Genomic DNA, 21240 nt, shown 5'->3' with positions numbered 1-21240 from the left:
TGGCTACAGTATATCCTAACCAATCGGTTAGAAAAAGATAAAAGGATGTGAAATGAAGCTCTATGAAACCGCAATGACTCCAAGTTGTAAGCGAGTTAGCATTTTTCTAAAGGAAATCGGTGGCGAGGTTGAGCGAATTGCGCTGAACGTTCGTGAGGGCGATAACCTATCTGAACCGTTTAAATCGAAAAGCGTGAACGGCAAAGTGCCTCTACTGGAACTGGATGATGACACGACGATCTGTGAAAGCGTGGCGATTTGTCGCTACCTAGATGAAGCGTTTGAAAATGATCTGGCGCTGTTTGGTGCTAACCAGCTCGAACGTGCTCAGGTGGAAATGTGGCATCGTGTGGTGGAGTTCCAAGGACTAAATGCGGCATTTCAGGCGTTTCGAAACATGACCGGAGTTTATGGAGACAGAGAACGTTGCGTTGAAGCATGGGGCGAAGAATCAAAACAACGCGTCTACGAATTTCTGCCTGTCTTAGACAAGCGTCTTGAACATAATGATTTTATCGCCGTAGACCATTTTACTATTGTCGATATAACAGGCTTTATTTTGATCAGTTTCGCAATTAAAGGCCTAGAAATTGATGTGCTATCGACGTCGCCAAACATTGCTCGATGGTATAACCAAATTTTAGCTAGACCTGCATTTCAGAGTTAATGTATTGCAGCGAGTGGATGATAGCTCGCTGCTACCACCTTACCGATTCTTAACTCAGCAGGATATTCAAATTTTTTCAGATTTTTCTTATTTTTTCTCCTATCGCCTATAATTGGAAAAACAACCTCAATTTGCTTCGTTGCGTTTTAGAGCCTCGAGCTCTTGGTCCGTAGACGCTCTCTTTCATCATGGAAAGTCTAATAATAGACAAGGAGAGGTCATGAGTATTCAAGTGAAAACTATCAATAATATTCTAATAGCCCTGTTAATGGTTTCGGTTTTTGGTCTATTCGCACTGTACCTCAATTACACACAGCAGAATGAACAGATTGAAAGGCTGCAAAGTCAGTTAATCGAAAAAGAGCATCAGATACTAATTTCTAATGAAGCGTTGTCTTACACTCGATATCAACACCAATTATTAGCCGAAGACTACAGCCGTTTTAGAAATGAGCAGTCAGTGACTAGTGTTTTGCGTTAGCCAGTATAGCAACCGTATTAAGGAGGAAGATGAAATCCATTCTTTTGGTCGATGATAGTAAAACAGTCCTGCTTTACATCAGCAGTGCATTGGAAAAGCAGGGCTATGAAGTGGTTGCAGTTGAAGACGGAAGAGCGGCGCTTGAAGTGCTAACCCACCGCCCTGATATTCAGTTTGTGCTGAGTGATTTAATGATGCCTGGAATTAATGGTATTGAATTGTGTCGCCAATTAAAATCTAAAGTTAGCGAACGTTACATTTTCTTTGTTCTACTGTCTTCTAGAAATGACCAAAGTTCGATCGTGAAAGGCATTGATGCTGGCGCAGATGATTTCGTAGATAAGAAGACGTCTGTAGAGGAACTTCAGGCCAGAATCCGTGCGGGGTTTCGTACTTTAGAACTGCACAACAAACTCGTTGAGAGAAATAAAGAGCTAGATGCGGCCTATCAAACAATCCACCAAGACCTACAGTCTGCGAGTCATCTGATGGAGCAACTACTCCCTGCTGAATCAACTATTCAGAATGTAAATTTTAGCTATGTCTACAAACCATGCTCCCAGATTGGTGGTGATATGTTGGGGTATTTGGAGCTCGATGAACACCATGTTGCGTTTTATGTATGTGATGTTTCTGGTCATGGTATTTCTTCAGCTTTGATGGCTTTTTCTATTCAACAGACACTATCTCAAAGTCAGGGGCCTGATTCGATCACGATGGAGTTGAGAGATGACGGCTATTGCGTAAGTGAGCCAGCATCTGTGATTGAACGGCTAAATCGGCGTTATCAGCAAACTAGAAACAGTCAACTTTACTTTACTATGGCTTACGCCATTCTTAACACAAAATCAGGGCGACTTAGCTATTGCACGGCTGGCCACCCCAGGATCTTAGTTTGGCGAGCGAGTACGAAAACGATGGAACAGATAGGTGACGATAACTTTATCGTTGGTGCAATGCAGCCGATGGAATATAGCGGTAACCAAATTAGTCTAGATGAGGGCGATGCATTGTGGCTTTATTCGGATGGTTTGATTGAAGCGAGGCAGGGTGAGGAGATGTTTTCACTACAACGATTGGCATCGAGTATAAAAGCTGTTTGCACGCTGCCAGTTGAAGATCAAGTGGGAGACGTCTTTAAAAAAGTACAATCTTGGCACAACGAAGATGAGTTTGATGATGATGCCAGCCTTTTACAGGTAAAATGGCATGGTGAGAGGCTCGATTTTAAGGAAAAGAATGTCAAAGAGCGAATTTAAACGAACTTACGGGAGCTCCCTTACTCACTCACGAAGTGCGAGCAAAGACGTTGTTCGGTTTTTGATGGGTCATCAAATCCCCTTAAATGCAATTCAATCATTGGAGCTTTGTGTCGTTGAGCTCATGAATAACGCTTATATTCATTCTTACAGTGAAATAGAAGGCCTGCCAATTGAAGTGGAGTGTAGGGTTGGGGATGACCAAGTGTCCGGTTTCGTGGAACTGAGAGTCTCTGATTGCGGAGCGCCGATCAATGAAAAGACGTTCATCCAACATAAAAATAAACAGATTGAGGCACCTAACTTAATGGATGACGATAGTTGGTCCTCCTCAGGTCGCGGACTGATGTTAGTCGCTCAATTATCTGACCTGTTTACATTGGAAAAAGGTTTCGAAAACAATACGTTTGTTGTAGTGAAAAGGAATAGGGAGAGAAACTAACAACCAAGCAAAGTCGATTTGCTTCACTTGGTCCCTAGCGTTAATCTGACGGTTGCGTTGTATATCATTGTTATTTTGTATTCGTTGTTGGTGCCGGTGATAGTAACGCCTCCAACTCTTCTGGTGTTAGAATATCACTGATGTTTAACATATTACTTTCATCATCTAGCGCCATCTTTGTACGGCTAAGTAAGTACCTTTTTTGAGTTGGTGTTAAGTCTTTGAGAGACTCAATCAACTCCCTGAAATTGCTATTATTCATTGCCATATTTCCCCCAGTTAAGCCTTGAATTTCTTTATTGCATATTCTTCAAGTAAGTGAAGATTTGTTGATTAATTGCAGCTAGCTCTTTAGTAACTATAGCTATATCTGAGCTATCTGGCGCTGTATCGTTTCTGGTTTTTTCTTCTATTCTTTGAAACGCAATGACCGCGGTGTCTTCTCCGAAACTCTCTAGAATGCCCTTTAAACTATGAGCTAATAGATAGAGTTCTGACCAACATTTGCTTGCATATAGCTCATCTATACGCTCTATATCATTCGTGTGATCTTCAAGGTATGTAGAAAAAACAGTGACGATCAGATCTACGTCGTTATCCATGTATGTATTGAGAACATCGAAATTAATCATGTATACCCCTATTAAACGTTGAGGTAGAGGAATGTTTCGGATAATGAAGGCTTAGCCGAAGGTATGAATGGCATAACCAGTATTTGAGCAGAAATAGTTTGCTTGTCGCTTGAGATAAACTTACAAAAAGAAAGTCATTGTTAAAGATATTTTGACTTATATCCAAACGGCAATGGTCGAAATGTAGGGATGAAAAAACTTCAACTCGCGTGTTTTTAACACAAGTAGCAAAGGGGATGTTTCCAAGTAAAACGCCGAGTCGGTAAGTGTCTTGCAGTCCTAGTTTAAGGCTATCGTTACATACGGACGCCAGACGTTCGCCAACTTTGACTATTCCTTCAGTCAAGGCTAACTCTCCTCATTAAGTACAAGTATAAATTAGCAATCTAGTTGCATATTGGCAAGTAATCTACGGCAAAAAAGGGACTCGCGTCCCTTTTGTATTACTAGCTTTGCTTAGAGTCCTGTTCTATTTGCTTCATAAGCTCGTTGGCTTTCTTCATAGCGCGTCTTGCGCTTGAAGTCCTTCGCTTATTAAGCAATATATCGGAGAAGCGTAAGTATTTATCAGCAGTTTTGAATCTTAAATCGTTAACATCCTGAAAACCAATAGGAAAGTTTTTCGAGAACAGATCCACATCCTTCACCAAGTTATCGAGATGAGTTGTCGTCCTTGCCTTTTCTAGGCGAGAATAAAAGTTTTCAAACTCTTCTTGGAACAGGATTCTAGCGGCATCTTCTGGAAACGGTAGAGGGCTGTTGGAATCTAGCGCTGTCTCATATAATTTCATTTCCAGCACTGCATCTTTCATCGCATTACTTATCTGTAAGTTCTCTTGATGCTCTTCTACGTTTGAAAAGAAGGTGTTCCCAACCTTAATAAGAGCAACAAGTGCAGCTGCGTCTTTCTTTTTGAGTGCTTCAGTGAGGTGCTGACCGAAAACATCGCTAGATAACGAACTTGGCGTGAAAGGATAACCTTGATGAATCTGATTTAACTCATCCTTGAGCTCATAGATGGATTTACTGCCGTCTTCTTTACTGTACCGAGACTTTTCAAGTTGACTGTTGATTTGCCTTGCTATCGAAAGTAACGTGGAGTGCTTGCTTGACTGAATATCTAAGGCAAGAACTTCTATTTTATGTGAGTCAGGGTAGTAGGTTTTTGCTTTATCAAGTATGGACTCAATTTCATCATAATTCGGGTAGTTGTTGGCATCAGAATTCAAAACCTGATCAATTTCAGATTCAAACTCGCTGAGAATATAGGTCTTGTGTAATCGTAATAAGCCAGCCTTAACGACTGGATGTAAGCTTTTTTCACTATCAATCAGTGCCAAACTTTTTTCTTCTGGCGTATCAAGCTGCCACTCTTGTCCGGCAATTTGATCATTTTGCTTGCTAATAACGGTTTCCAAATTGGCGATGGTTTCTTGTTGCTGCTGATAACCAAATACAATGCCGCTAACTAATAATATGCTCGCTGCCGCGCCGCTAGCGATAGGCCAATAGCGCATATTCAATTTGCGTTTCAACTGCTCAGGGGTCAGCTCGTTCGGAATGATGCCAGTTGAAAATACGCTTGAAAATATTGGCCACTTAGATGCAGGCATGTTAGTTGGTTTAGAGACCTTGATCTTCTTTTTGAGAGCTTCATTAACTGGAGTTCTTGCGTAAGGGTGTTTGCAACTCAATAACTCATAAGCAATACAAAATAGAGCAAACATATCGTCGCTTAAGTTCGGTTCCTTACCGGATAACAGGTTGAGTGATGCATAGTTGGGAGTATAACCAAGCGTTTCAACATTTTCGGATTTACGTTTAGCCGCATATTGATCCTGCTTTAATTGATGTGTTTTAGATACACCAAAATCAAGCAGCTTAACGTTACCCTCAGACGTTAAAATCACATTAGCGGGCTTTAGGTCGGCGTGCACTACACCAAGAGAGTGAGCATATGAGAGTGCATCGAGTACCTGATTTAGGATTGATAAAGTTGCATTAAACTTCAGCCCATGGGGCCTAGAACGCTGTATTAAACTCTCTAATGTTTCTCCGTTAATATACTCCATAACTAAAAAGTATATTTCGCCATCAACACCAAAATCAAAAACCCTAATGATATTAGGGTGGCTTAACCTTTGAGTTTGTTGAGCTTCACGTATTAACATGCGTGCAGTCTCTGGTTGAGAAGCAAACTCTTTCTGTAATATTTTTAACGCAACGTAGGGTGTTTCTGAACCTGAAGATTCAAGAATCTTATCTTTAGCTAAGTAAACATCGCAAAGCCCACCATGCCCAATAACCGACTCAATTTCATACCGATTTTTAACGGTCGTTCCTATTAAGCTTTTGTTAATAACATCTTTGTTATTATTTAATGAGTCATCTTTATTGTTTTTTTTCTTATTAACTAACGGAGTGTTTTCTTTTTGAGACAGTTTTGTATTTTTTTCATTTTTATTTTTAACGGAGGTTTCATTATTAGTGAGTTTAGTTGTTTTAATTGCATTGTCTCGTTTTTGAGTCTTTACAATTTTAGTTTTATCTCCGCTTTCTTCGTTATTTATAGAATTGTTTTTATTACTGTCTTCCATCACAAGAACTCCGTATAAATGATGGGGGAATATATACCTTTCTGCTCAATGAAAAGTCATTATGTTAGAATTTCTCGGCCAAACTAACATTCGTTTTTTTATTGATGAAAGTCTAAGTGTCAAAAATTTGAACTTGGTTGGATAATTAAAATTGTTGAACAATACGTGATTGCTTTGATAAAAAAATGATTCATTATTCCGTGCATGATTTTCAATGGCAGTATTAAGGTTTTTATTAATCTTACTGTTAATAAGAAAGCAGTTAATAATAAAATTAAAAATAATATCTAGCAGGTCTTTGGCGAGGTTTACATGAAGTTGGTTTTAACCATAACAAGTTTTCACAAATTTACTCCAGAGATTGAGAGTGAGTTCGTGTTTGAATCAAGTGATGAACATGCCAAGGTTACATTTGGTAGGTCTGAACAATGTGATTGGACACTACCAGATCCTGAAAGAGTGGTATCCGGAACCCACGGAGAACTGATTAAGTTTGGTGACAAATACTTGATAAAAGACCTCTCAACTAATGGTACTTTTGTAAATAATGCTGTAACTCCTGTGGGTCAAGGAAATGAAATAGCACTAAGCAATGACGATATGGTTAGCTTAGGGGATTATCAAATTTCAGTTTCTGTTCAAACAGATACAGATGTATTCAGCCTTGAGACAAGTAAAAGTCTTTCTAGCGCCCCCCCTGAAGTAGTCTCAAGTCCATCAGAAGAGGAATTTGTTGACCTAGGCCTTAGTGCTAGTGAACTCTTAAACGAAAGTGTTCCTTCTGACTTTCAGCTAGATATTGGTTTAGTCGATGATTTTATTGATATCCCAAAGCCCGAAAAACAGAGCACCGTATCTGAAACTTTACCGAAAGTTAACCGACAATCAGAACACCTATCGACTCCCAACTTTGATACCAATGGGGGTGAACTTGCGGCTTTTGTTAGAGGGGTGGGTATAGATCCAATGATGATTCCCAGCGATAACCGAGAGGAATGGTTCGAACAACTGGGGGAGTCATTTTCTTTGATGCTAGTTGGTTTAATGGAAACACTGCATAACAGAGCAGTGTTTAAACAAACAAATCGACTTAGTCATACCGCATTTCGTAAGTCAGAAAATAACCCTTTAAAGTTTTCTGCAAACTTAGAAGATGCGATTCATAACTTATATAACCGTCAAACCGCTAGCTTCTTAAAGCCAAATGCAGCCATTAAAGAAGCATTTAATGACATCGAAAGTCATGAGCAAGCCTTAATGAAAGGTGTTGAAGGTACGGTTTCGAGTGTTATGTCACTTGTTGAACCTACTTCTATATACTCAGATGCTTTAGCGAAAGACACGGTTATTAATAAGGTTATTCCAGCTAGAAAATATGCTCAAAGTTGGAAGAGGTTTGAGGATATTCATGAAAAGTTATCCGATGATATTATCAATAAAGAGTCTCCGTTCTATTTAGAAGACTTCGCTAAGCACTATGAATTAGCATTAAAAAACAAAGGCTAGGAATTAGGGTGATGAAAAAGTTTTACCAATATATTTTGTTATTAATTTCAATGGCTTTATTTGGGTGCTCAGCAGCGAACCTAGTTGTTGATCCATACTCAGATTTAGAAATAGCAGCAAGTTATAACATTAATCCTGATTCAAACGGCAGGCCTTCTCCTGTAGTGGTGTATGTATTTGAATTAACGTCAAATACCATTTTCGAAAGCCAGGACTTTTTTTCTATTTATGAAGAAAGTGAAAAAGTCTTAGGACCTGATTTAGTGAATAAATATGAAGTTTCATTAACTCCAGGTCAGAAAGAAACATATCAAGCAAGTATGTCTCCAAAGACAGAATATTTAGGCATTGTCGTAGCGTTTCGAGATATTGAAAACTCAAATTGGCGACAAGTCATTAAAGTGGATAAGACCGGTTACAACACATATCAAGTATTGTTAGAAGATCTGTCTTTGGTCGTTAAATAACGTTTAGTTGGCTAATTATAAATGACGCAATACTCCAAGACGGCTTGGTGCGAAGGAATGTTTTTACGTCCCCAGCACTTCCAACAACAAGAACGCGCAACCTCTCAAGAATTCAAGGGCTTACATCAGTTAGGTGGGGTTTACAATTGGGGAGTTTGGAAATGTCGAGTAAAAAAACACGCGCTAAAAGATGGTCTTATTGAACTTGAGCATCTTGAAGCTGTTTTGCCAGATATGACGTTGGTTAATACGTTAATATCCAACGATTCAGTTTCGCCTCTACTTATTGATAAAAACACTGAAAATACGTTAGTAAAAATAACTCTCCCTCTTTCAAGTGTTACAGGTAAAAACGTTTCGGATGTAAGCGAATCGATCGTCTCTCGTTATGTACTTCAAGATATCGACGTGATAGATAACCTTACAGGACAAGATGAAGAAACCATCCAAGTTGCAGCCCTCAACCTTGAGTTGAAAGCGAGTAATGACAAATTAGCGGGTTATGTGGAGTTACCTATCTTAAGGATCAAAGAGGTAACCCCTGAAGGGGAAGTTATACTAGACGATGAGTACGTTCCTCCGCTTATCAATCTCCTGAGCGATAAAGTCATGTCAGCTTATCTACGTAACGTTATCGCGATGACAAAGATGCGTGCTGACGTTATTGCGCAGCGCTTGATTAAGGGCAAATCTGCATCGGCATCTGCTGTTGATTTCATCATGCTCCAAATGTTGAACCGATATGAGGCGAAGTTAAAGCATTTCAGTGAGTTAGATAGGTTACATCCACTGGAATTAGCGACGACACTTAAAGGTTACATTGGTGAGTTAGCCACTTTTTCTAATAAAACTAAAAGACTCCCAAGTTTGCTTGCGTATGATCACTTAGATGTATCAAGTGTTTATAGCGAGTTGAATCAGATACTCAGTCAGTACCTCAGTGTTGTTCTTGACCAAACTGCGACCAAACTTCCGTTGGAGCCTCGCCAATACGGTATTCAAGTGACGCCGCTTCCAGATAAACGCTTGCTTGAGTCATGCCAATTTGTGCTAGCAATTAAAGCAGATACCACAACAGATGAAATAAGACGCCTGGTCCCAGCGCAACTCAAGTTTGGCCCGGCAGAACAGATTCGCGATCTAATTAATAATCAGATCAACGGTATAAACGTAGTGCCGTTGAGTGTCGTCCCGAGACAGATTCCTTACCAAACGGGCTATGTCTATTTCGAAGTTGTCAAGAAAGGGCCATTTTGGATGAGGCTAAAAGATAGTGGCGGTATTGCGCTTCACCTATCAGGGCATTTTCCGAATGCTGAACTTGAGCTTTGGAGTATTAATCAATAGGCGCGCTCTGTATGGAACAAACGATAGTAAAACCAACACCGGGTGGAAGAGCACCCGCATCGAAACCACAATCAGAAAAGTCTGTGGATAATACCGTAGTTATCTCAAAAAGCCCTGAATTGGTGAACAATGATTCAGTGGTCGCTTATGGGAATAACTCTCTACTAGCAGAGGCGAATGGCCTGTTATCTATTATCGGTCAAATTCGGTCGACAGCGACTCATTCCGATCCGTTGTTTCTAAAAGAGACATTGGCACAAAAGCTTAGAGATTATGAGAACCGATTACGTCAGCATGACGTTGATTTGGATACCATTGATACAGCTCGTTATTGTTTATGCTGTTCACTAGATGAAGTTGTCCTTAACACCAATTGGGGTGGGAATTCATTCTGGAGTCACGATTCATTACTTAGCTCCTTCTATGCTAGCAGTCAAGGTGGGGAAGCGTTCTTTAAGCATCTTGATAAGTGCATGGCGAAACCAGATGCGAACTTAGATTTGCTTGAACTAATGTATGTGTGCTTATCTCTCGGGTTTCTGGGTCAATACCGTTTAGAAAAAAATGGACTGGAATCGCACCGGAAATTGAGAAGACAGGTTATTGCTACTCTTAAGTCTTATGGGAGAGGAGTCCCTCAGGAGCTAAGTAATAGTATCGACCAACACATTTTGAATGGCTCAAAGGCTTCTGATAGAGCCCCTCTTTGGGTTGTATGTTCTGTAACGGCGGCATTATTGGTCTGCATATATATGTATTTTAGCTATGAGCTAAATAAGGCATCCAATCGCACCTTTTCTCAATTAGTCAATTTGATTCAACCGCAACAACTTAACCAAGATGCAACGTCAGAATCAAAATCAGCGCCAATTGCAGAAAAGATTTCAATGTATCTAGCAACTGAGATCGGTAAGGGGCTAATCAATGTTGAGCCGCTGCAAGACAGGGTAAGAATTTCGTTAAAGTCTCAAGATCTATTTGAATCAGGTAGTGCTGATGTTGTCGCTTACATCCAACCCGTTATTTCTAAGCTTGCGAGAACATTGGAGTCGACCCAAGGCAAGATCATTGTTACTGGTCACACCGACGATAGGCCTATTTTCACGAGTAAATATCCCTCGAACTGGCACCTATCATTAGCTCGAGCCACTGCTATGTCTGAACAACTGATCTCGAATAGTGCATTAGAAGGGCGAGTGATACCCGAGGGATTGGGGGATGCAAGACCATTAGTTGAAAACAGTAGTGATGAAAACCGAGCTATTAACCGCCGGATTGAAATCGACCTTCTTGTCGCGAATTAATAATAGGTAGATAGAGATGCGTATTAAAGAAATTGGCAGAATATTTACTCAAAGATGGTTTCTCGGCCTTATCGGTGTCGCTGCTTGTTCTATTTTCATTTGGGTTGTTGGTCCACTTGTTACGATAGCGGGATATGAGCCCCTAAAGAGTGACTTTCAACGGCTAGTCACTATTCTTGTGTTGGTGTTGCTTTGGGCGATATTTAACGTTACCAAGCAGCATAAGCAAAAGGTGAAAGAAGACGAAAGTATTCAAACGTTGCTTGAGGTTGATAGCCAATCAGATAAAGAAGCGGCAAGTGAAATTGACTTAATGCGCGAGCGTATTGAGCAAGCTGTAAAAGTAGTGACGAAAACACACAAAGGCAAGAGAAGTTTGTATGACTTACCGTGGTATGTATTGATTGGCCCTCCTGGAACGGGGAAAACAACCGTATTAAAGCAGTCGGGGTTAGAGTTTCCATTAGGAGACAGCCTTGGCTCTGACTCTATTGCCGGTGTAGGCGGCACTCGCCACTGTGATTGGTGGTTTGCAAATAAAGCAGTTCTTATAGATACGGCTGGCCGGTATACGACACAAGACAGTCAAGAAAAGGTCGACTCTAAAGCGTGGCATGGTTTCTTAGGATTGTTGAAAAAGTATAGAACGCAAAGACCAATTAATGGTGCGATTGTTACGATAAGTTTAGCCAGCGTGATGTCTCAGACTCGAACCGAGCGAAGTCTTCATGCTCGAGCAATTAAGTCGAGACTTCAAGAACTGAAAAACCAGTTAGGCATGCAGTTTCCGATTTACGTACTGCTCACCAAAATGGATTTAGTTGCCGGTTTCAATGAGTTCTTTGCCGATTTAAGTAAGGAAGAGCGAGAGGAATTATTTGGTTTCATGTTCCCTCGTGAAGTGGATGATGAAAGAGGCGTTATTTCTCTATTCAACAAAGAATTTCATGGCATGTTGGAGCGCCTTGATGCCCGTATGCTTAGAATACTTGAAACAGAGGACGATTTAGATAAACGCGCGCTTATCTTTGAATTTCCAAAGCAATTAAGAGTGCTACAAGCTAATCTTGACGAGTTTTTAGCTGAAATTTTTGCACAAAACAGTTTTGAAGAGCCTGCCTTGATTCGTGGTGTGTTTATGTTGAGTTCGGTCCAAGAAGGCTTACCAGTCGATAAGCTGATGAATGAATCAACCAATGGACTTGGGTTAAATCGATTAGCTCTAGCAAAGAGTCAGACTGGTTCTCATAGTTATTTCGTAAAGAATCTTTTTGACAAGGTTATTTTCAAAGAGCAACTGTTAGGAACAGTTAATCGTCACTATCAAAAGCAGTCAGGTTGGATGCGTCGAGGTGTTTACATTGGATGTACAACGCTACTGCTCGGAGCTTCTTCGCTTTGGTTTATGAGTTATAAGTGGAACTCACAGTTAATTGTCGACACCAATGAACAAGCTAGCCATATTGATGCAATGATTGGCGCTCAAAGTTTAGATTTTGAAGCGGATATTGTTTCAGCTGTAGAAACATTAGATAGGTTGATGACGCTTCCTCTCGGAAAGCAAAGCAACTACGGTGATGCCGACTCTGTAAAGAGGTTTGGTCTCTATCAAGGAGACAAAGTATCTCAGGCGGCAAGCAATGCATATTCTGATGCTTTGACCCAATATTACGCCCCTTTGCTTCTTGATAGCCTGGTGTCAGAAATGGAGAGCAATCAACAGCATCGTGAGTATTTGTACGAAACGTTAAAAACGTATTTGATGTTATTCAATCCAGACAAATATCAACAAGATGAAGTGTTGGCTTGGTTTAACTTTTATTTCGAACGTCAATATCCGGGTGAGCTAAACGCAGACTTAAGAAGACGCTTGTTACAGCACACTCAATATTTATTAGGCAACGATGGACAAGGCTTTACTTACAACACTGCTGCTGTGACGAGTGCTCGAGAAGTGTTGACTCAAATGTCTCTACCTGAACGTGCTTATCAGCGAATGAAAATACAATTTTCTAAGAGTCATGTACCTTCATTTCGCTTGACTGATGTATTGGGACCTAAAGGGCTTGAGCAGTTCGAGCGAGCTAGTGGAAAACCGCTATCACAAGGCATTTCGGGCTTCTACACGTACAATGGTTTTCATAGCATTTTTCAGATTCAGATCAACCGTACAGTAAAAAGCCTAATGGAAGAGAACTGGGTTTATGGTGACGATCTTAAGGCTCATGAAATTGATCAAGATAGTGCCATCCAAGGCGTTCAGTCACGATACTATCAAGATTATGTTAATGAATGGAAAACGTTGATCGAAGATATTCAATTGAAGCAGGCTCCGAGCCTAGAACTTGCGACAGAGCAAGCGAGGGTTTTATCTGGAGTTGAAAGACCAATCGAATCTTTGTTGAGAGCAATCCAAAAAGAGGTTGCTCTATCAAAAGTATCATTGTCAGAAAATCAAAAAGCCGCTTCTGAAGTTGCTGGTAAAGTTGCCAAAGTTAAGTTTTCAAATACGGCAGATAGACTAGACATGTATTTACCTGAAGAAAACGGTTTCAATGTTGCTCTGCCAGGTAAAGAAGTCGAATCGCATTTTTCAGAGATCTTACGCCTTGGTGAGCAAGACTTTGATGATATTCAACAAGCAATGGTTAACTTGCGTTCGTATTTAAGTGACTTATCAAGCTCTGGTAACAATCAGAAAATTGCCTACAAAAGTATTTTAGATGGAACCGTTACACAAGATGTCGCAGCTTCCTTTGCTCGTGCTAAAGAACTTTTGCCGAGACCATTTAATCAATGGCTAGGTGAGCTTTCTCAAGAGTCGGTTAAGTTTGCGGAGAGCGGTTCGAAGGATCATCTAAATCAACTTTGGGTAACACAGGTGGTCCGCCCTTATCAGCGGACTATTGCTGGCAGATATCCATTCGAGCCCAACGCGAGCAGAGAAGTTAGATTGAAAGACTTTAAGCGATTCTTTGGTTATGGAGGTACGCTTGACGCATTCTTCCAAGAATACCTCGAACCGTTTGTGGATACTTCGAAAAGTCGTTGGCGATTAGAAAAGGAAATTGGAGTTCGTCCAGAAACACTAATGGTCTTTCAAAGAGCGCAACGTATCAGGCAGTCTTTCTTTGAATCTGATAATTCCTTACGCGTAGAGTTTGGGATGAGGCCTGTTTATCTAGACCAGCACATTACTCGATTTGTCTTAGAGTTGGGTGGACAAGATTTGGTTTATAAGCATGGACCAGCAAGAGCTAAATCGTTGAGTTGGCCTGCCGGTCAAGATCAGACTCGAATTGTGTTCACACCACCTGAATCTAAACGCGAAATTGCGCATACCTATGAAGGTGAGTGGGGCATATTCAAGCTTTTGGATCAATCACTTAAAGCAAGGCCAGAATCGCGTAAAGACAATATAGTTATGATTGATTTAAAGGGAAATAAGGTGCAGCTAGAGCTTATTCCTTCTAGTGCCATTAATCCGTTTTGGTCAAATGAAATGGAGAGGTTCAGATGTCCACGAACCTTATAACATCAGGCTGGGGCTATATCGGTAAAATGCCTGCAAAAGGGGACTTTGTGAAAGATGGTTTATCACAAGATTTCTCGGAGCGTTGGCATGATTGGCAACAGGCGGTTATTGCAGTCAGCAGGGAACAACTGGGTGAAAGCTGGAATGAGCACTTTTTAACGGCTCCTGTGTGGCACTTTGCTTTGGATATTAGCTATTTAGAAGACTCAACCTACATTGGTAGCATGATTCCTAGTGTTGATGCATGCGGTAGATACTTTTTCTTTACTATAGCTCGTGCCGTAAAAGGTGAAGCTGCGCAATATTGGGGTGACAGAGCTTGGACAGAGGACAGTGCCGCTCTTGCTCTTTCAGTACTTGAGGACGACTTTGTCTTTGATGTTTGGCATAAGAGTACTCAAGAAAAAAATGACCTCGTTGCGAATGTAACAAGTGAAGTGAGGCCTCTAGAGTTTCTTTATCAAAGCCAAATATCTACAGTTTTTCATGATCACGGCAATACTGATCAAAATACGCTTTTGAATTACCTCATTAAAGAAAAATTGAGTAAACCATGTTTTTGGTGGACTGAAGGTTCAACGAAGGTTGAACCATGCATGTTCATTACTAGTGGATTTCCTTCAATTGGTCAGTTTTCAGCCATGCTTGATGGCGGCTGGAAAAAGTGGAATTGGTAGGATAGAAGAATGAATTGGAACTATTTTACCTTTGCTAAATCGCACGCAGGAAAAGTACGCCCTTATAACGAGGATGCTCTGTTGGATATGACAGAGCAGCATATTTGGGTGGTTGCCGATGGAATGGGTGGACACAGTGCTGGCGATATAGCAAGCCAGATGCTAGTGGATAGAGTCGCGCGCCACATGCAGGATGTCTCCAATACTAATATCGATGATATCCGAAGAGTGGTTCAAGAAGCGAACTTAGAAATTTACCAATACGCACAAAATCACTTAGACGGTAAAACGATGGGAACAACACTTGTTTTGTTGTTTATTCAGGATGGGTATTACCACTGTCTTTGGGTGGGGGATAGCCGAATTTACCAGCTTAGAAGTGGTAATTTTGTCCAAAAAACACGTGATCATAGTCAAGTCATGGACTTAGTGGATCAGGGCTTATTGGCATTTGAAGATGCCGAATCTCACCCTCTTGCAAATGTTATTACCAGAGCTGTTGGGGTCGACGAAAGTGTCACTATTGATCAAGTTTCAGGGCAGTTGGCTGACGGCGATCAGTTTTTACTCTGTAGCGATGGGCTCTCTAAGGAACTTACGAGTGATGAAATTCATCGGACATTGTATGCAGACTCAGTCAACCAAGCTGGATTAGCGCTCATGCATTCGGCTTTGGTTCGGGGCGCAAGTGATAACGTAACTTGTGCTTTGATCAAAGTTCGCCAAGCGCAAACGGAGTGCGAAACAGTAACTAGAGAAGACGCGACAATACCTGTCTTTCTAAGAGGGAGAGCTTATGAGTAATGAAATGTTTGATTGGTATGAACAAGCGTTGGCTCCTATATCTCAAGAAAATCCTACAGGTGTTGATCCTAGAGAGGATGTATCACCACAGTCTGCTTACTATCGGTTGAAAGATCAGCGTATGGCCGCCCGCAACGCTGAACGTAACGCTCTTATAGAAGAAGAAAGTATCTATACCCACAGTAATTTATGGCGAGTATTTATTGAAGATGTCCCAGAAATACTCACGAATCAGTCTAAAGATTTGGAATTTGTTGCCTGGCTTATAGAAGCCCTAACTCGATTGTATGGTTTTCGTGGTATGGGCGTTGGCTACAAACTCGCAACCAGTTTAATTGAGAACTTTTGGGATGATCTGTACCCAATGCCTGATGAAGATGGTATTGAGACAAGAATATCGGCGATTATTGGCCTCAATGGTATCGATAGTGAAGGAACACTTATTTTTCCAATTGCTTGTATACCATTGACTGACTTAGGCGTAGAGCAAGCTTATGCCTATTGGGAATATCAGCAAGCTATAGAGCTTGAGCGCTTAGACGAAGATAAGCGCCGAAATCGAGTCGAGCTTGGGGCTGTTGAGCTATCTGAAATTACAACTACGGTTAAGTCGACTTCTGATACGTTTTATCGAGAATTAATCACGGATTTGGAGTTCGCTACGGAATCATTTAATGAATTCAGTCAGCGATTAGATGAAGCGGTCGGTGATGTGACTCCTAGCTCTTATATATCAAAAAGACTTGAATCAATACACTCGGCATTAAAGCACCTTCTTGGAGACCGTTTTAATCAACCACAAGCAGTGATTGAAGAGCTAGAGGATCTTGATGAATCTTCTTCTGAACAACCGTTAAGTGCACAAAGTTGTGACGCATTATTAGCGACAAACATGAAATCACGAGAGCAGGCAATTAGACAATTGCAGCAAGTAGCTGATTTCTTCCGAGAGAGTGAACCTCACTCACCAGTTTCTTACTCCATCGAACAGATCATTCGTTGGTGTGGGATGCCTCTGCCGGAGTTACTGGCGGAACTTATCTCCGACGGGGATGCAAAGAAAAGCTACTTCCGTTTGGTTGGCATAGCAGAACAAAATGAAAATTAATAAAGGGAGAATGGTATGACGAGTATCCACTCGAAACTATCACGAGTACGGAAGCCTCGTGTCCACATTACCTATGATGTTGAAACTGAAGGTACAACTCTTAAGAAAGAACTGCCTTTTGTTGTAGGTGTAATGGGTGATTTCGCTGGTCAAAACACAGAAGCGTTGAAGCCATTAAAAGACCGCCGTTTTATTCAGATCGATCGAGATAACTTTGACGATGTACTCAAAAAAATGAATCCATCGGTGAAGTTTAAAGTTGCGAATAAGCTTGCGAATGACGATTCACAGTTTGAGGTCGATTTAAACTTTAAATCAATGCAAGACTTTGAGCCTGCTGCGATCGTAAATCAAGTTGATCCACTACGCCAATTGATGGAAACGCGTAATAAACTGCGTGATTTGATGACAAAAGTTGACCGCTCAGAAGAGCTTGAAAATATCCTAGAGGATGTTTTGAACAATACGGACAATCTGGCAAGACTTGCAGGCGAGTTAGATCTTGACAAGAAAGCGAAGTCAGACAGTACTGAAGGAGCGGAATAATGACGACTGAAGCTGAAAAACAGTTAGATCCAACAGTTAATGAACAGACAACTTCATTCTTAGATCAAGCTATTGGTGCGACAAAGCAGACCGAAGCTTCTCGTGCTGAGGAGCTGATTAAAACGCTCGCTGAAGAAGCAATGAAAGGGACAGTTACTTGGAACAAAAACCTAACAGTAACTTTTCGTGAAGCGATTAATTTGCTCGATAGGCAGATTTCTGATCAGTTGTCTGAAGTAATGCATCACCCAGAATTACAGAAACTCGAAGGTTCTTGGCGCGGCTTAAATTATCTAGTGATGAATTCAGAGACCAGCTCTACTCTGAAAGTTCGCATGATTAGTATGACCAAGAAAGAGCTACATAAAGACTTGAGCAAAGCTGTTGAGTTTGATCAAAGCCAGATCTTTAAAAAGGTTTACGAGTCTGAGTTTGGTAGTGCTGGTGGTGAACCGTATGGTGCATTGATTGGAGACTATGAGTTTACCAACCACCCAGAAGATATTGAGTCGTTACGCCTAATGTCAAATGTAGCGGCTTCTGGTTTCTCTCCATTCTTGTCCGCGGCTTCACCAGCACTATTCGGCTTTGATGAGTGGACTGAGCTGTCAAAACCACGCGACCTAGATAAGGTATTTGAATCACTAGAATACGCCCAATGGCGTTCGTTCCGCGAGAGTGCCGATTCGCGCTTCGTTAGTCTGACGATGCCAAAAGTCCTTGCTCGTTTGCCATACGGACAAGCTACCGCTCCAGTCGAAGAGTTTGGGTTTGAAGAGTTCGAAGTAGATCCTGTTTCAGGTATTGCTGTTAACGCTGAACATAACGACTACTGTTGGATGAACTCTTCGTATGTTCTTGGTGTTAAGTTAACCGACGCATTTTCAAAATATGGATTTTGTACTGCCATCCGTGGTGCAGAAGGCGGCGGTCGAGTGGATAACTTGCCAACGCATTTCTTCATGAGTGATGATGGCGACCCTGATATGAAGTGCCCAACAGAGATTGGTATTACCGACAGACGTGAGGCGGAGCTTGGTAAGCTTGGTTTCTTACCGCTTTGTCACTACAAAAACACCAACTATGCAGTGTTCTTTGGTGCGCAAACCTGTCAAAAACCAGCGAACCATGAATCCCCTGAAGCAACGGCCAATGCGGCCATTTCTGCCCGCCTACCTTATATGATGGCAACATCTCGTTTTGCGCATTATTTGAAAGTAATGGCTCGAGATAAAATTGGTAGCTTTATGGAAGCAGAAGACGTTGAGTCTTGGCTGAACCGCTGGATCCTAGGTTACGTCAATGCTTCTGAAGGCGGTGGTCAAGAGATCAGAGCGAAATACCCTCTAGCAGACGCTCGTGTTCAGGTTAAGGAAATTCCTGGCGCACCTGGTTCTTACAATGCCGTAGCATGGCTGAAACCTTGGTTGCAAATGGAAGAACTGACGACATCTTTGCGACTTGTGGCCAAGATCCCTCAGTCAGGTGGATAAGAAACGAATTGGCTGGTCGAAAGGCCAGCCATGACCAATCTTTATGTTCTAGATGGAATTAGCAGTGTCACTTAACTTTCGCGACCCTAGCAAGCTAAAACATGAGTTCAGTACCGGAGGCTACGCTGAACTTGATAGCCCGTGGTTGACTCGATTCAATGAATCTTCTGATCTTGTATCGTCAGCGCGAATTTGGCTAGAAGGTACACGTTCAAGAGATTTAGACAGCTTTCGTCATAGTGTGATGAACACAATTAACCGCATTGATGAGCTATTAGAATCTCAACTAAATGAAATATTACATCATCCTGAGTTTCAACAGCTCGAAAGGGGGTGGGTTGGAGTTAGGTATTTATGTGAACAGGTTGATTCTCGTTCATCGGATTCTGTAAAAGTTAAGGTTTTAACGGCGACATGGAATGAAATCAGTAAAGATGCTTTAAAAGCCATCGAGTTTGACCAATCAGCACTATTTAAGTTGCTCTATCAAAATGAATATGGCATGGCAGGGGGAGAACCCTTTGGTGTGGTGGTTGGAGATTATCAGCTTCGCTGTGATCCTAGTAAAAATTATTTTGATAGAGATCTGTCTGTGTTGAGTAAGATCTCTCAGTCTGCAGCTGCAGCATTCAGCCCATTTATCATGTCTGCATCGCCAGAGATGTTTGGTGTTGATAGTTTCGCTCAACTCTCTGCGATAAGAGATATAGCGGCCCAATTTGAACAGGAAGATTATGCAAAGTGGCGTAGTTTGAGAGACAACGATGACGCTAAATTTATTGGTTTGACTGCACCTAACGTCTTGTTCCGTCAGCCATACAAAAGTGATGGCTCGCGGAATGATAAATTCAATTTTCAAGAACACATCTACGACTCCAACCGAGATTTGCTATGGGGGAGTAGTGCGTACTGTTTTGCTGCCGTATCAATTAGAGCATTTCAGGAACATGGTTGGTTCACGCATATGCGAGGGATTAAACAAGGCGATTACAGTCAGGGCATTATCGTCGCTCCTACAAGGAGCAAGATGCGTGTTAACGGCAAGAATGATCGTGAAAGATGTCCGTTAAACTTGAAAATCTCTGAGAGAAAAGAACAAGAATTGTCTGAGTGCGGTTTTATTTCTATTTCTCCAATACCTGAGACTGATATGGTAGGGATGACCTCGAATGTATCTCTCTACAAGCCCAAACAATACGCAGAAAAGCATATTTCAACGAATGCAAAACTGACATCGATGTTGCAATACACATTGTGTGTATCGCGAGTCGCACATTATCTCAAGGTTATGGGGCGTGACAAAATTGGTGGGTATCAAGACGCAGAAAGCCTAGAGCGTGACTTTCAACGCTGGTTACATCAGTACACTACCGCATCAGATGAAGCGTCTGATGAGCTTCGAGCTAAATATCCCCTAAATGAAGCGAAAATTACAGTTCGAGAGAAAAGAGAAACTCCTGGACATTATTACTCAGTTATCCATTTGCGACCGCATTTTCAACTCGATCAAATGGTATCTAGCATTAAATTAATTACCGAATTATCACCAGAGCACATGGTGTAAGGAAATAACAATGACTCAATGGAAAAATGCTTTGTCCCAAGGCCTATTGCAACACGCTCTAGAGCAGTTAACTGATGAAATTAAAGCAACACCTAAAGATGCGAGCTTGAGAAGTTCCTTCATTGAGCTTCTTTGCATTGATGGGGACTTCGAGCGTGCGGACGCTCAGCTCATGCAATCGATTAAATTGTTTCCTGAGTATCTGCCTGGTGCAAGTCAGCTACGACATTTAGTGAAAGCAGCTCAAGCTAGAAAGGATTTTATCAATGGTGCGGCTAGTGCCAAAGTATTAGGTGATGAGGAATTAACTAAAGAGCTTGTTCGATTTAATCTTGCTCTCGGAAATCAAGAGTACGAAGAAGCGTCACGTCTATCGCATCGCATTGAAGAGCATCGTACTATTAAAGGGTTTAACGTAAACGGCACAAACTACGAAGATGCTAGAGATATTGATGATCGTTTAGGTGGTTACATTGAACTGTTTTCTACAGCAGGTAACTATTTTCTTGTACCCATATCGAGCATCCATACGCTAGAAGTTAAAGCACCTACTTCTTTGTTAGAGAGTATTTGGCGACCTGTCGAGTTTGATATCGATGGACTCGGTGAAGGCGAAGGCCATATGCCGTTGACATATGTTGACTCAGAGACCGATGCACAAAAGTTAGGCCGAGAAACGGATTGGAAGCAGATTGGTGAGCAAGAATCTTTTGTTGGCTTGGGTCAAAAATGTTGGTTAGTCGGTGATTTAGCACTTCCAATCTGTGATTTGACTACATTATTAGAACAGAAACAAATAGCGTAGAAATAT

Annotated in this window: 19 protein-coding genes; 16 read left to right on the top strand and 3 right to left on the bottom strand. The window is 41.3% G+C overall.

What is annotated here, in order from left to right:
* Positions 1–52: 52 nt before the first annotated feature.
* The 4 genes from R7O13_RS04510 (at position 53) to R7O13_RS04495 (ending at position 2849) form a co-directional block, all read left to right on the top strand.
* Entirely contained in the window at positions 53–667 is a 615-nt protein-coding gene (locus R7O13_RS04510; protein ID WP_318303128.1) for a glutathione S-transferase, read from the top strand.
* Positions 668–887: 220 nt separating this feature from the next.
* Positions 888–1148, top strand: coding sequence for a hypothetical protein (locus R7O13_RS04505; protein ID WP_017820228.1), 261 nt, complete (start codon positions 888–890; stop codon positions 1146–1148).
* Between the two features lie 29 nt (positions 1149–1177).
* Positions 1178–2407, top strand: coding sequence for a PP2C family protein-serine/threonine phosphatase (locus R7O13_RS04500; RefSeq protein ID WP_318303127.1), 1230 nt, complete (start codon positions 1178–1180; stop codon positions 2405–2407).
* Positions 2388–2849, top strand: coding sequence for an ATP-binding protein (locus R7O13_RS04495; protein WP_025998580.1), 462 nt, complete (start codon positions 2388–2390; stop codon positions 2847–2849). Before R7O13_RS04500 ends, R7O13_RS04495 begins: the two co-directional genes overlap by 20 nt.
* A gap of 70 nt (positions 2850–2919) precedes the next feature.
* On the opposite strand, the gene R7O13_RS04490 is transcribed toward R7O13_RS04495, so the two are convergent.
* The 3 genes from R7O13_RS04490 to R7O13_RS04480 form a co-directional block, all read right to left on the bottom strand.
* Positions 2920–3111, bottom strand: a complete 192-nt coding sequence (locus tag R7O13_RS04490; RefSeq protein ID WP_025767706.1) for a hypothetical protein — start codon at positions 3109–3111, stop codon at positions 2920–2922.
* A gap of 34 nt (positions 3112–3145) precedes the next feature.
* Entirely contained in the window at positions 3146–3481 is a 336-nt protein-coding gene (locus R7O13_RS04485; protein WP_031781126.1) for an Hpt domain-containing protein, read from the bottom strand.
* 446 nt (positions 3482–3927) lie between these two features.
* Positions 3928–6078: a serine/threonine-protein kinase gene (locus R7O13_RS04480; RefSeq protein ID WP_318303524.1), complete on the bottom strand. Its 2151-nt coding sequence runs from the start codon at positions 6076–6078 to the stop codon at positions 3928–3930.
* A gap of 312 nt (positions 6079–6390) precedes the next feature.
* Here R7O13_RS04480 and tagH point away from each other — a divergent pair, with 312 nt between their 5' ends.
* The 12 genes from tagH to R7O13_RS04420 are packed head-to-tail and all read left to right on the top strand — an operon-like array spanning position 6391 to position 21234.
* Entirely contained in the window at positions 6391–7584 is a 1194-nt protein-coding gene (gene tagH, locus R7O13_RS04475) for a type VI secretion system-associated FHA domain protein TagH (RefSeq protein ID WP_053307738.1), read from the top strand.
* A gap of 11 nt (positions 7585–7595) precedes the next feature.
* Complete coding sequence (gene tssJ / locus R7O13_RS04470; RefSeq protein WP_318303125.1) at positions 7596–8051, top strand: type VI secretion system lipoprotein TssJ; 456 nt, start codon at positions 7596–7598, stop codon at positions 8049–8051.
* Between the two features lie 21 nt (positions 8052–8072).
* Complete coding sequence (gene tssK, locus R7O13_RS04465; RefSeq protein WP_085569002.1) at positions 8073–9398, top strand: type VI secretion system baseplate subunit TssK; 1326 nt, start codon at positions 8073–8075, stop codon at positions 9396–9398.
* Positions 9399–9409: 11 nt separating this feature from the next.
* Positions 9410–10702 (top strand): type VI secretion system protein TssL, long form, encoded by a 1293-nt coding sequence (gene tssL / locus R7O13_RS04460; protein WP_318303124.1) that lies wholly within the window; start codon positions 9410–9412, stop codon positions 10700–10702.
* 16 nt (positions 10703–10718) lie between these two features.
* Positions 10719–14237 carry a type VI secretion system membrane subunit TssM gene (gene tssM / locus R7O13_RS04455; RefSeq protein ID WP_318303122.1) on the top strand — a complete coding sequence of 1173 codons (3519 nt, stop codon included), beginning with the start codon at positions 10719–10721 and terminating at the stop codon, positions 14235–14237.
* Positions 14219–14914: a type VI secretion system-associated protein TagF gene (tagF, locus tag R7O13_RS04450; RefSeq protein ID WP_005387528.1), complete on the top strand. Its 696-nt coding sequence runs from the start codon at positions 14219–14221 to the stop codon at positions 14912–14914. The genes tssM and tagF overlap by 19 nt, the downstream gene beginning before the upstream one ends.
* Positions 14915–14923: 9 nt before the next feature.
* Complete coding sequence (locus R7O13_RS04445) at positions 14924–15718, top strand: PP2C family protein-serine/threonine phosphatase (RefSeq protein WP_005375947.1); 795 nt, start codon at positions 14924–14926, stop codon at positions 15716–15718.
* Entirely contained in the window at positions 15711–16826 is a 1116-nt protein-coding gene (gene tssA / locus R7O13_RS04440; RefSeq protein ID WP_017635624.1) for a type VI secretion system protein TssA, read from the top strand. Before R7O13_RS04445 ends, tssA begins: the two co-directional genes overlap by 8 nt.
* 15 nt (positions 16827–16841) lie before the next feature.
* Positions 16842–17372, top strand: coding sequence for a type VI secretion system contractile sheath small subunit (gene tssB / locus R7O13_RS04435; protein WP_005387524.1), 531 nt, complete (start codon positions 16842–16844; stop codon positions 17370–17372).
* Positions 17372–18865, top strand: coding sequence for a type VI secretion system contractile sheath large subunit (tssC, locus tag R7O13_RS04430; RefSeq protein ID WP_149192234.1), 1494 nt, complete (start codon positions 17372–17374; stop codon positions 18863–18865). The genes tssB and tssC (R7O13_RS04430) overlap by 1 nt, the downstream gene beginning before the upstream one ends.
* A 52-nt stretch (positions 18866–18917) precedes the next feature.
* On the top strand, positions 18918–20429 hold the full coding sequence (gene tssC / locus R7O13_RS04425) for a type VI secretion system contractile sheath large subunit (RefSeq protein WP_025767712.1): 1512 nt from the start codon (positions 18918–18920) through the stop codon (positions 20427–20429).
* Between the two features lie 10 nt (positions 20430–20439).
* On the top strand, positions 20440–21234 hold the full coding sequence (locus R7O13_RS04420; protein ID WP_238967149.1) for a type VI secretion system accessory protein TagJ: 795 nt from the start codon (positions 20440–20442) through the stop codon (positions 21232–21234).
* Positions 21235–21240: the final 6 nt, after the last annotated feature.

The organism is Vibrio sp. Y176, assembly GCF_033438945.1.
This window is presented reverse-complemented; position numbering and strand designations above follow the sequence as displayed.

Excerpts from the sequence above, each read along its gene's own strand:
- tssM (WP_318303122.1), top strand. The coding sequence starts at position 10,719 with ATGCGTATTAAAGAAATTGGCAGAATATTTACTCAAAGATGGTTTCTC.
- R7O13_RS04510 (WP_318303128.1), top strand. The coding sequence starts at position 53 with ATGAAGCTCTATGAAACCGCAATGACTCCAAGTTGTAAGCGAGTTAGC.
- R7O13_RS04495 (WP_025998580.1), top strand. The coding sequence starts at position 2,388 with ATGTCAAAGAGCGAATTTAAACGAACTTACGGGAGCTCCCTTACTCAC.
- R7O13_RS04445 (WP_005375947.1), top strand. The coding sequence starts at position 14,924 with ATGAATTGGAACTATTTTACCTTTGCTAAATCGCACGCAGGAAAAGTA.
- tssC (WP_025767712.1), top strand. The coding sequence starts at position 18,918 with ATGGAATTAGCAGTGTCACTTAACTTTCGCGACCCTAGCAAGCTAAAA.
- tssK (WP_085569002.1), top strand. The coding sequence starts at position 8,073 with ATGACGCAATACTCCAAGACGGCTTGGTGCGAAGGAATGTTTTTACGT.
- tssL (WP_318303124.1), top strand. The coding sequence starts at position 9,410 with ATGGAACAAACGATAGTAAAACCAACACCGGGTGGAAGAGCACCCGCA.
- R7O13_RS04420 (WP_238967149.1), top strand. The coding sequence starts at position 20,440 with ATGACTCAATGGAAAAATGCTTTGTCCCAAGGCCTATTGCAACACGCT.
- tssJ (WP_318303125.1), top strand. The coding sequence starts at position 7,596 with ATGAAAAAGTTTTACCAATATATTTTGTTATTAATTTCAATGGCTTTA.
- tssA (WP_017635624.1), top strand. The coding sequence starts at position 15,711 with ATGAGTAATGAAATGTTTGATTGGTATGAACAAGCGTTGGCTCCTATA.
- R7O13_RS04500 (WP_318303127.1), top strand. The coding sequence starts at position 1,178 with ATGAAATCCATTCTTTTGGTCGATGATAGTAAAACAGTCCTGCTTTAC.
- R7O13_RS04480 (WP_318303524.1), bottom strand. The coding sequence starts at position 6,078 with ATGGAAGACAGTAATAAAAACAATTCTATAAATAACGAAGAAAGCGGA.
- R7O13_RS04485 (WP_031781126.1), bottom strand. The coding sequence starts at position 3,481 with ATGATTAATTTCGATGTTCTCAATACATACATGGATAACGACGTAGAT.
- tagH (WP_053307738.1), top strand. The coding sequence starts at position 6,391 with ATGAAGTTGGTTTTAACCATAACAAGTTTTCACAAATTTACTCCAGAG.
- tssB (WP_005387524.1), top strand. The coding sequence starts at position 16,842 with ATGACGAGTATCCACTCGAAACTATCACGAGTACGGAAGCCTCGTGTC.
- R7O13_RS04490 (WP_025767706.1), bottom strand. The coding sequence starts at position 3,111 with ATGAATAATAGCAATTTCAGGGAGTTGATTGAGTCTCTCAAAGACTTA.
- R7O13_RS04505 (WP_017820228.1), top strand. The coding sequence starts at position 888 with ATGAGTATTCAAGTGAAAACTATCAATAATATTCTAATAGCCCTGTTA.
- tagF (WP_005387528.1), top strand. The coding sequence starts at position 14,219 with ATGTCCACGAACCTTATAACATCAGGCTGGGGCTATATCGGTAAAATG.
- tssC (WP_149192234.1), top strand. The coding sequence starts at position 17,372 with ATGACGACTGAAGCTGAAAAACAGTTAGATCCAACAGTTAATGAACAG.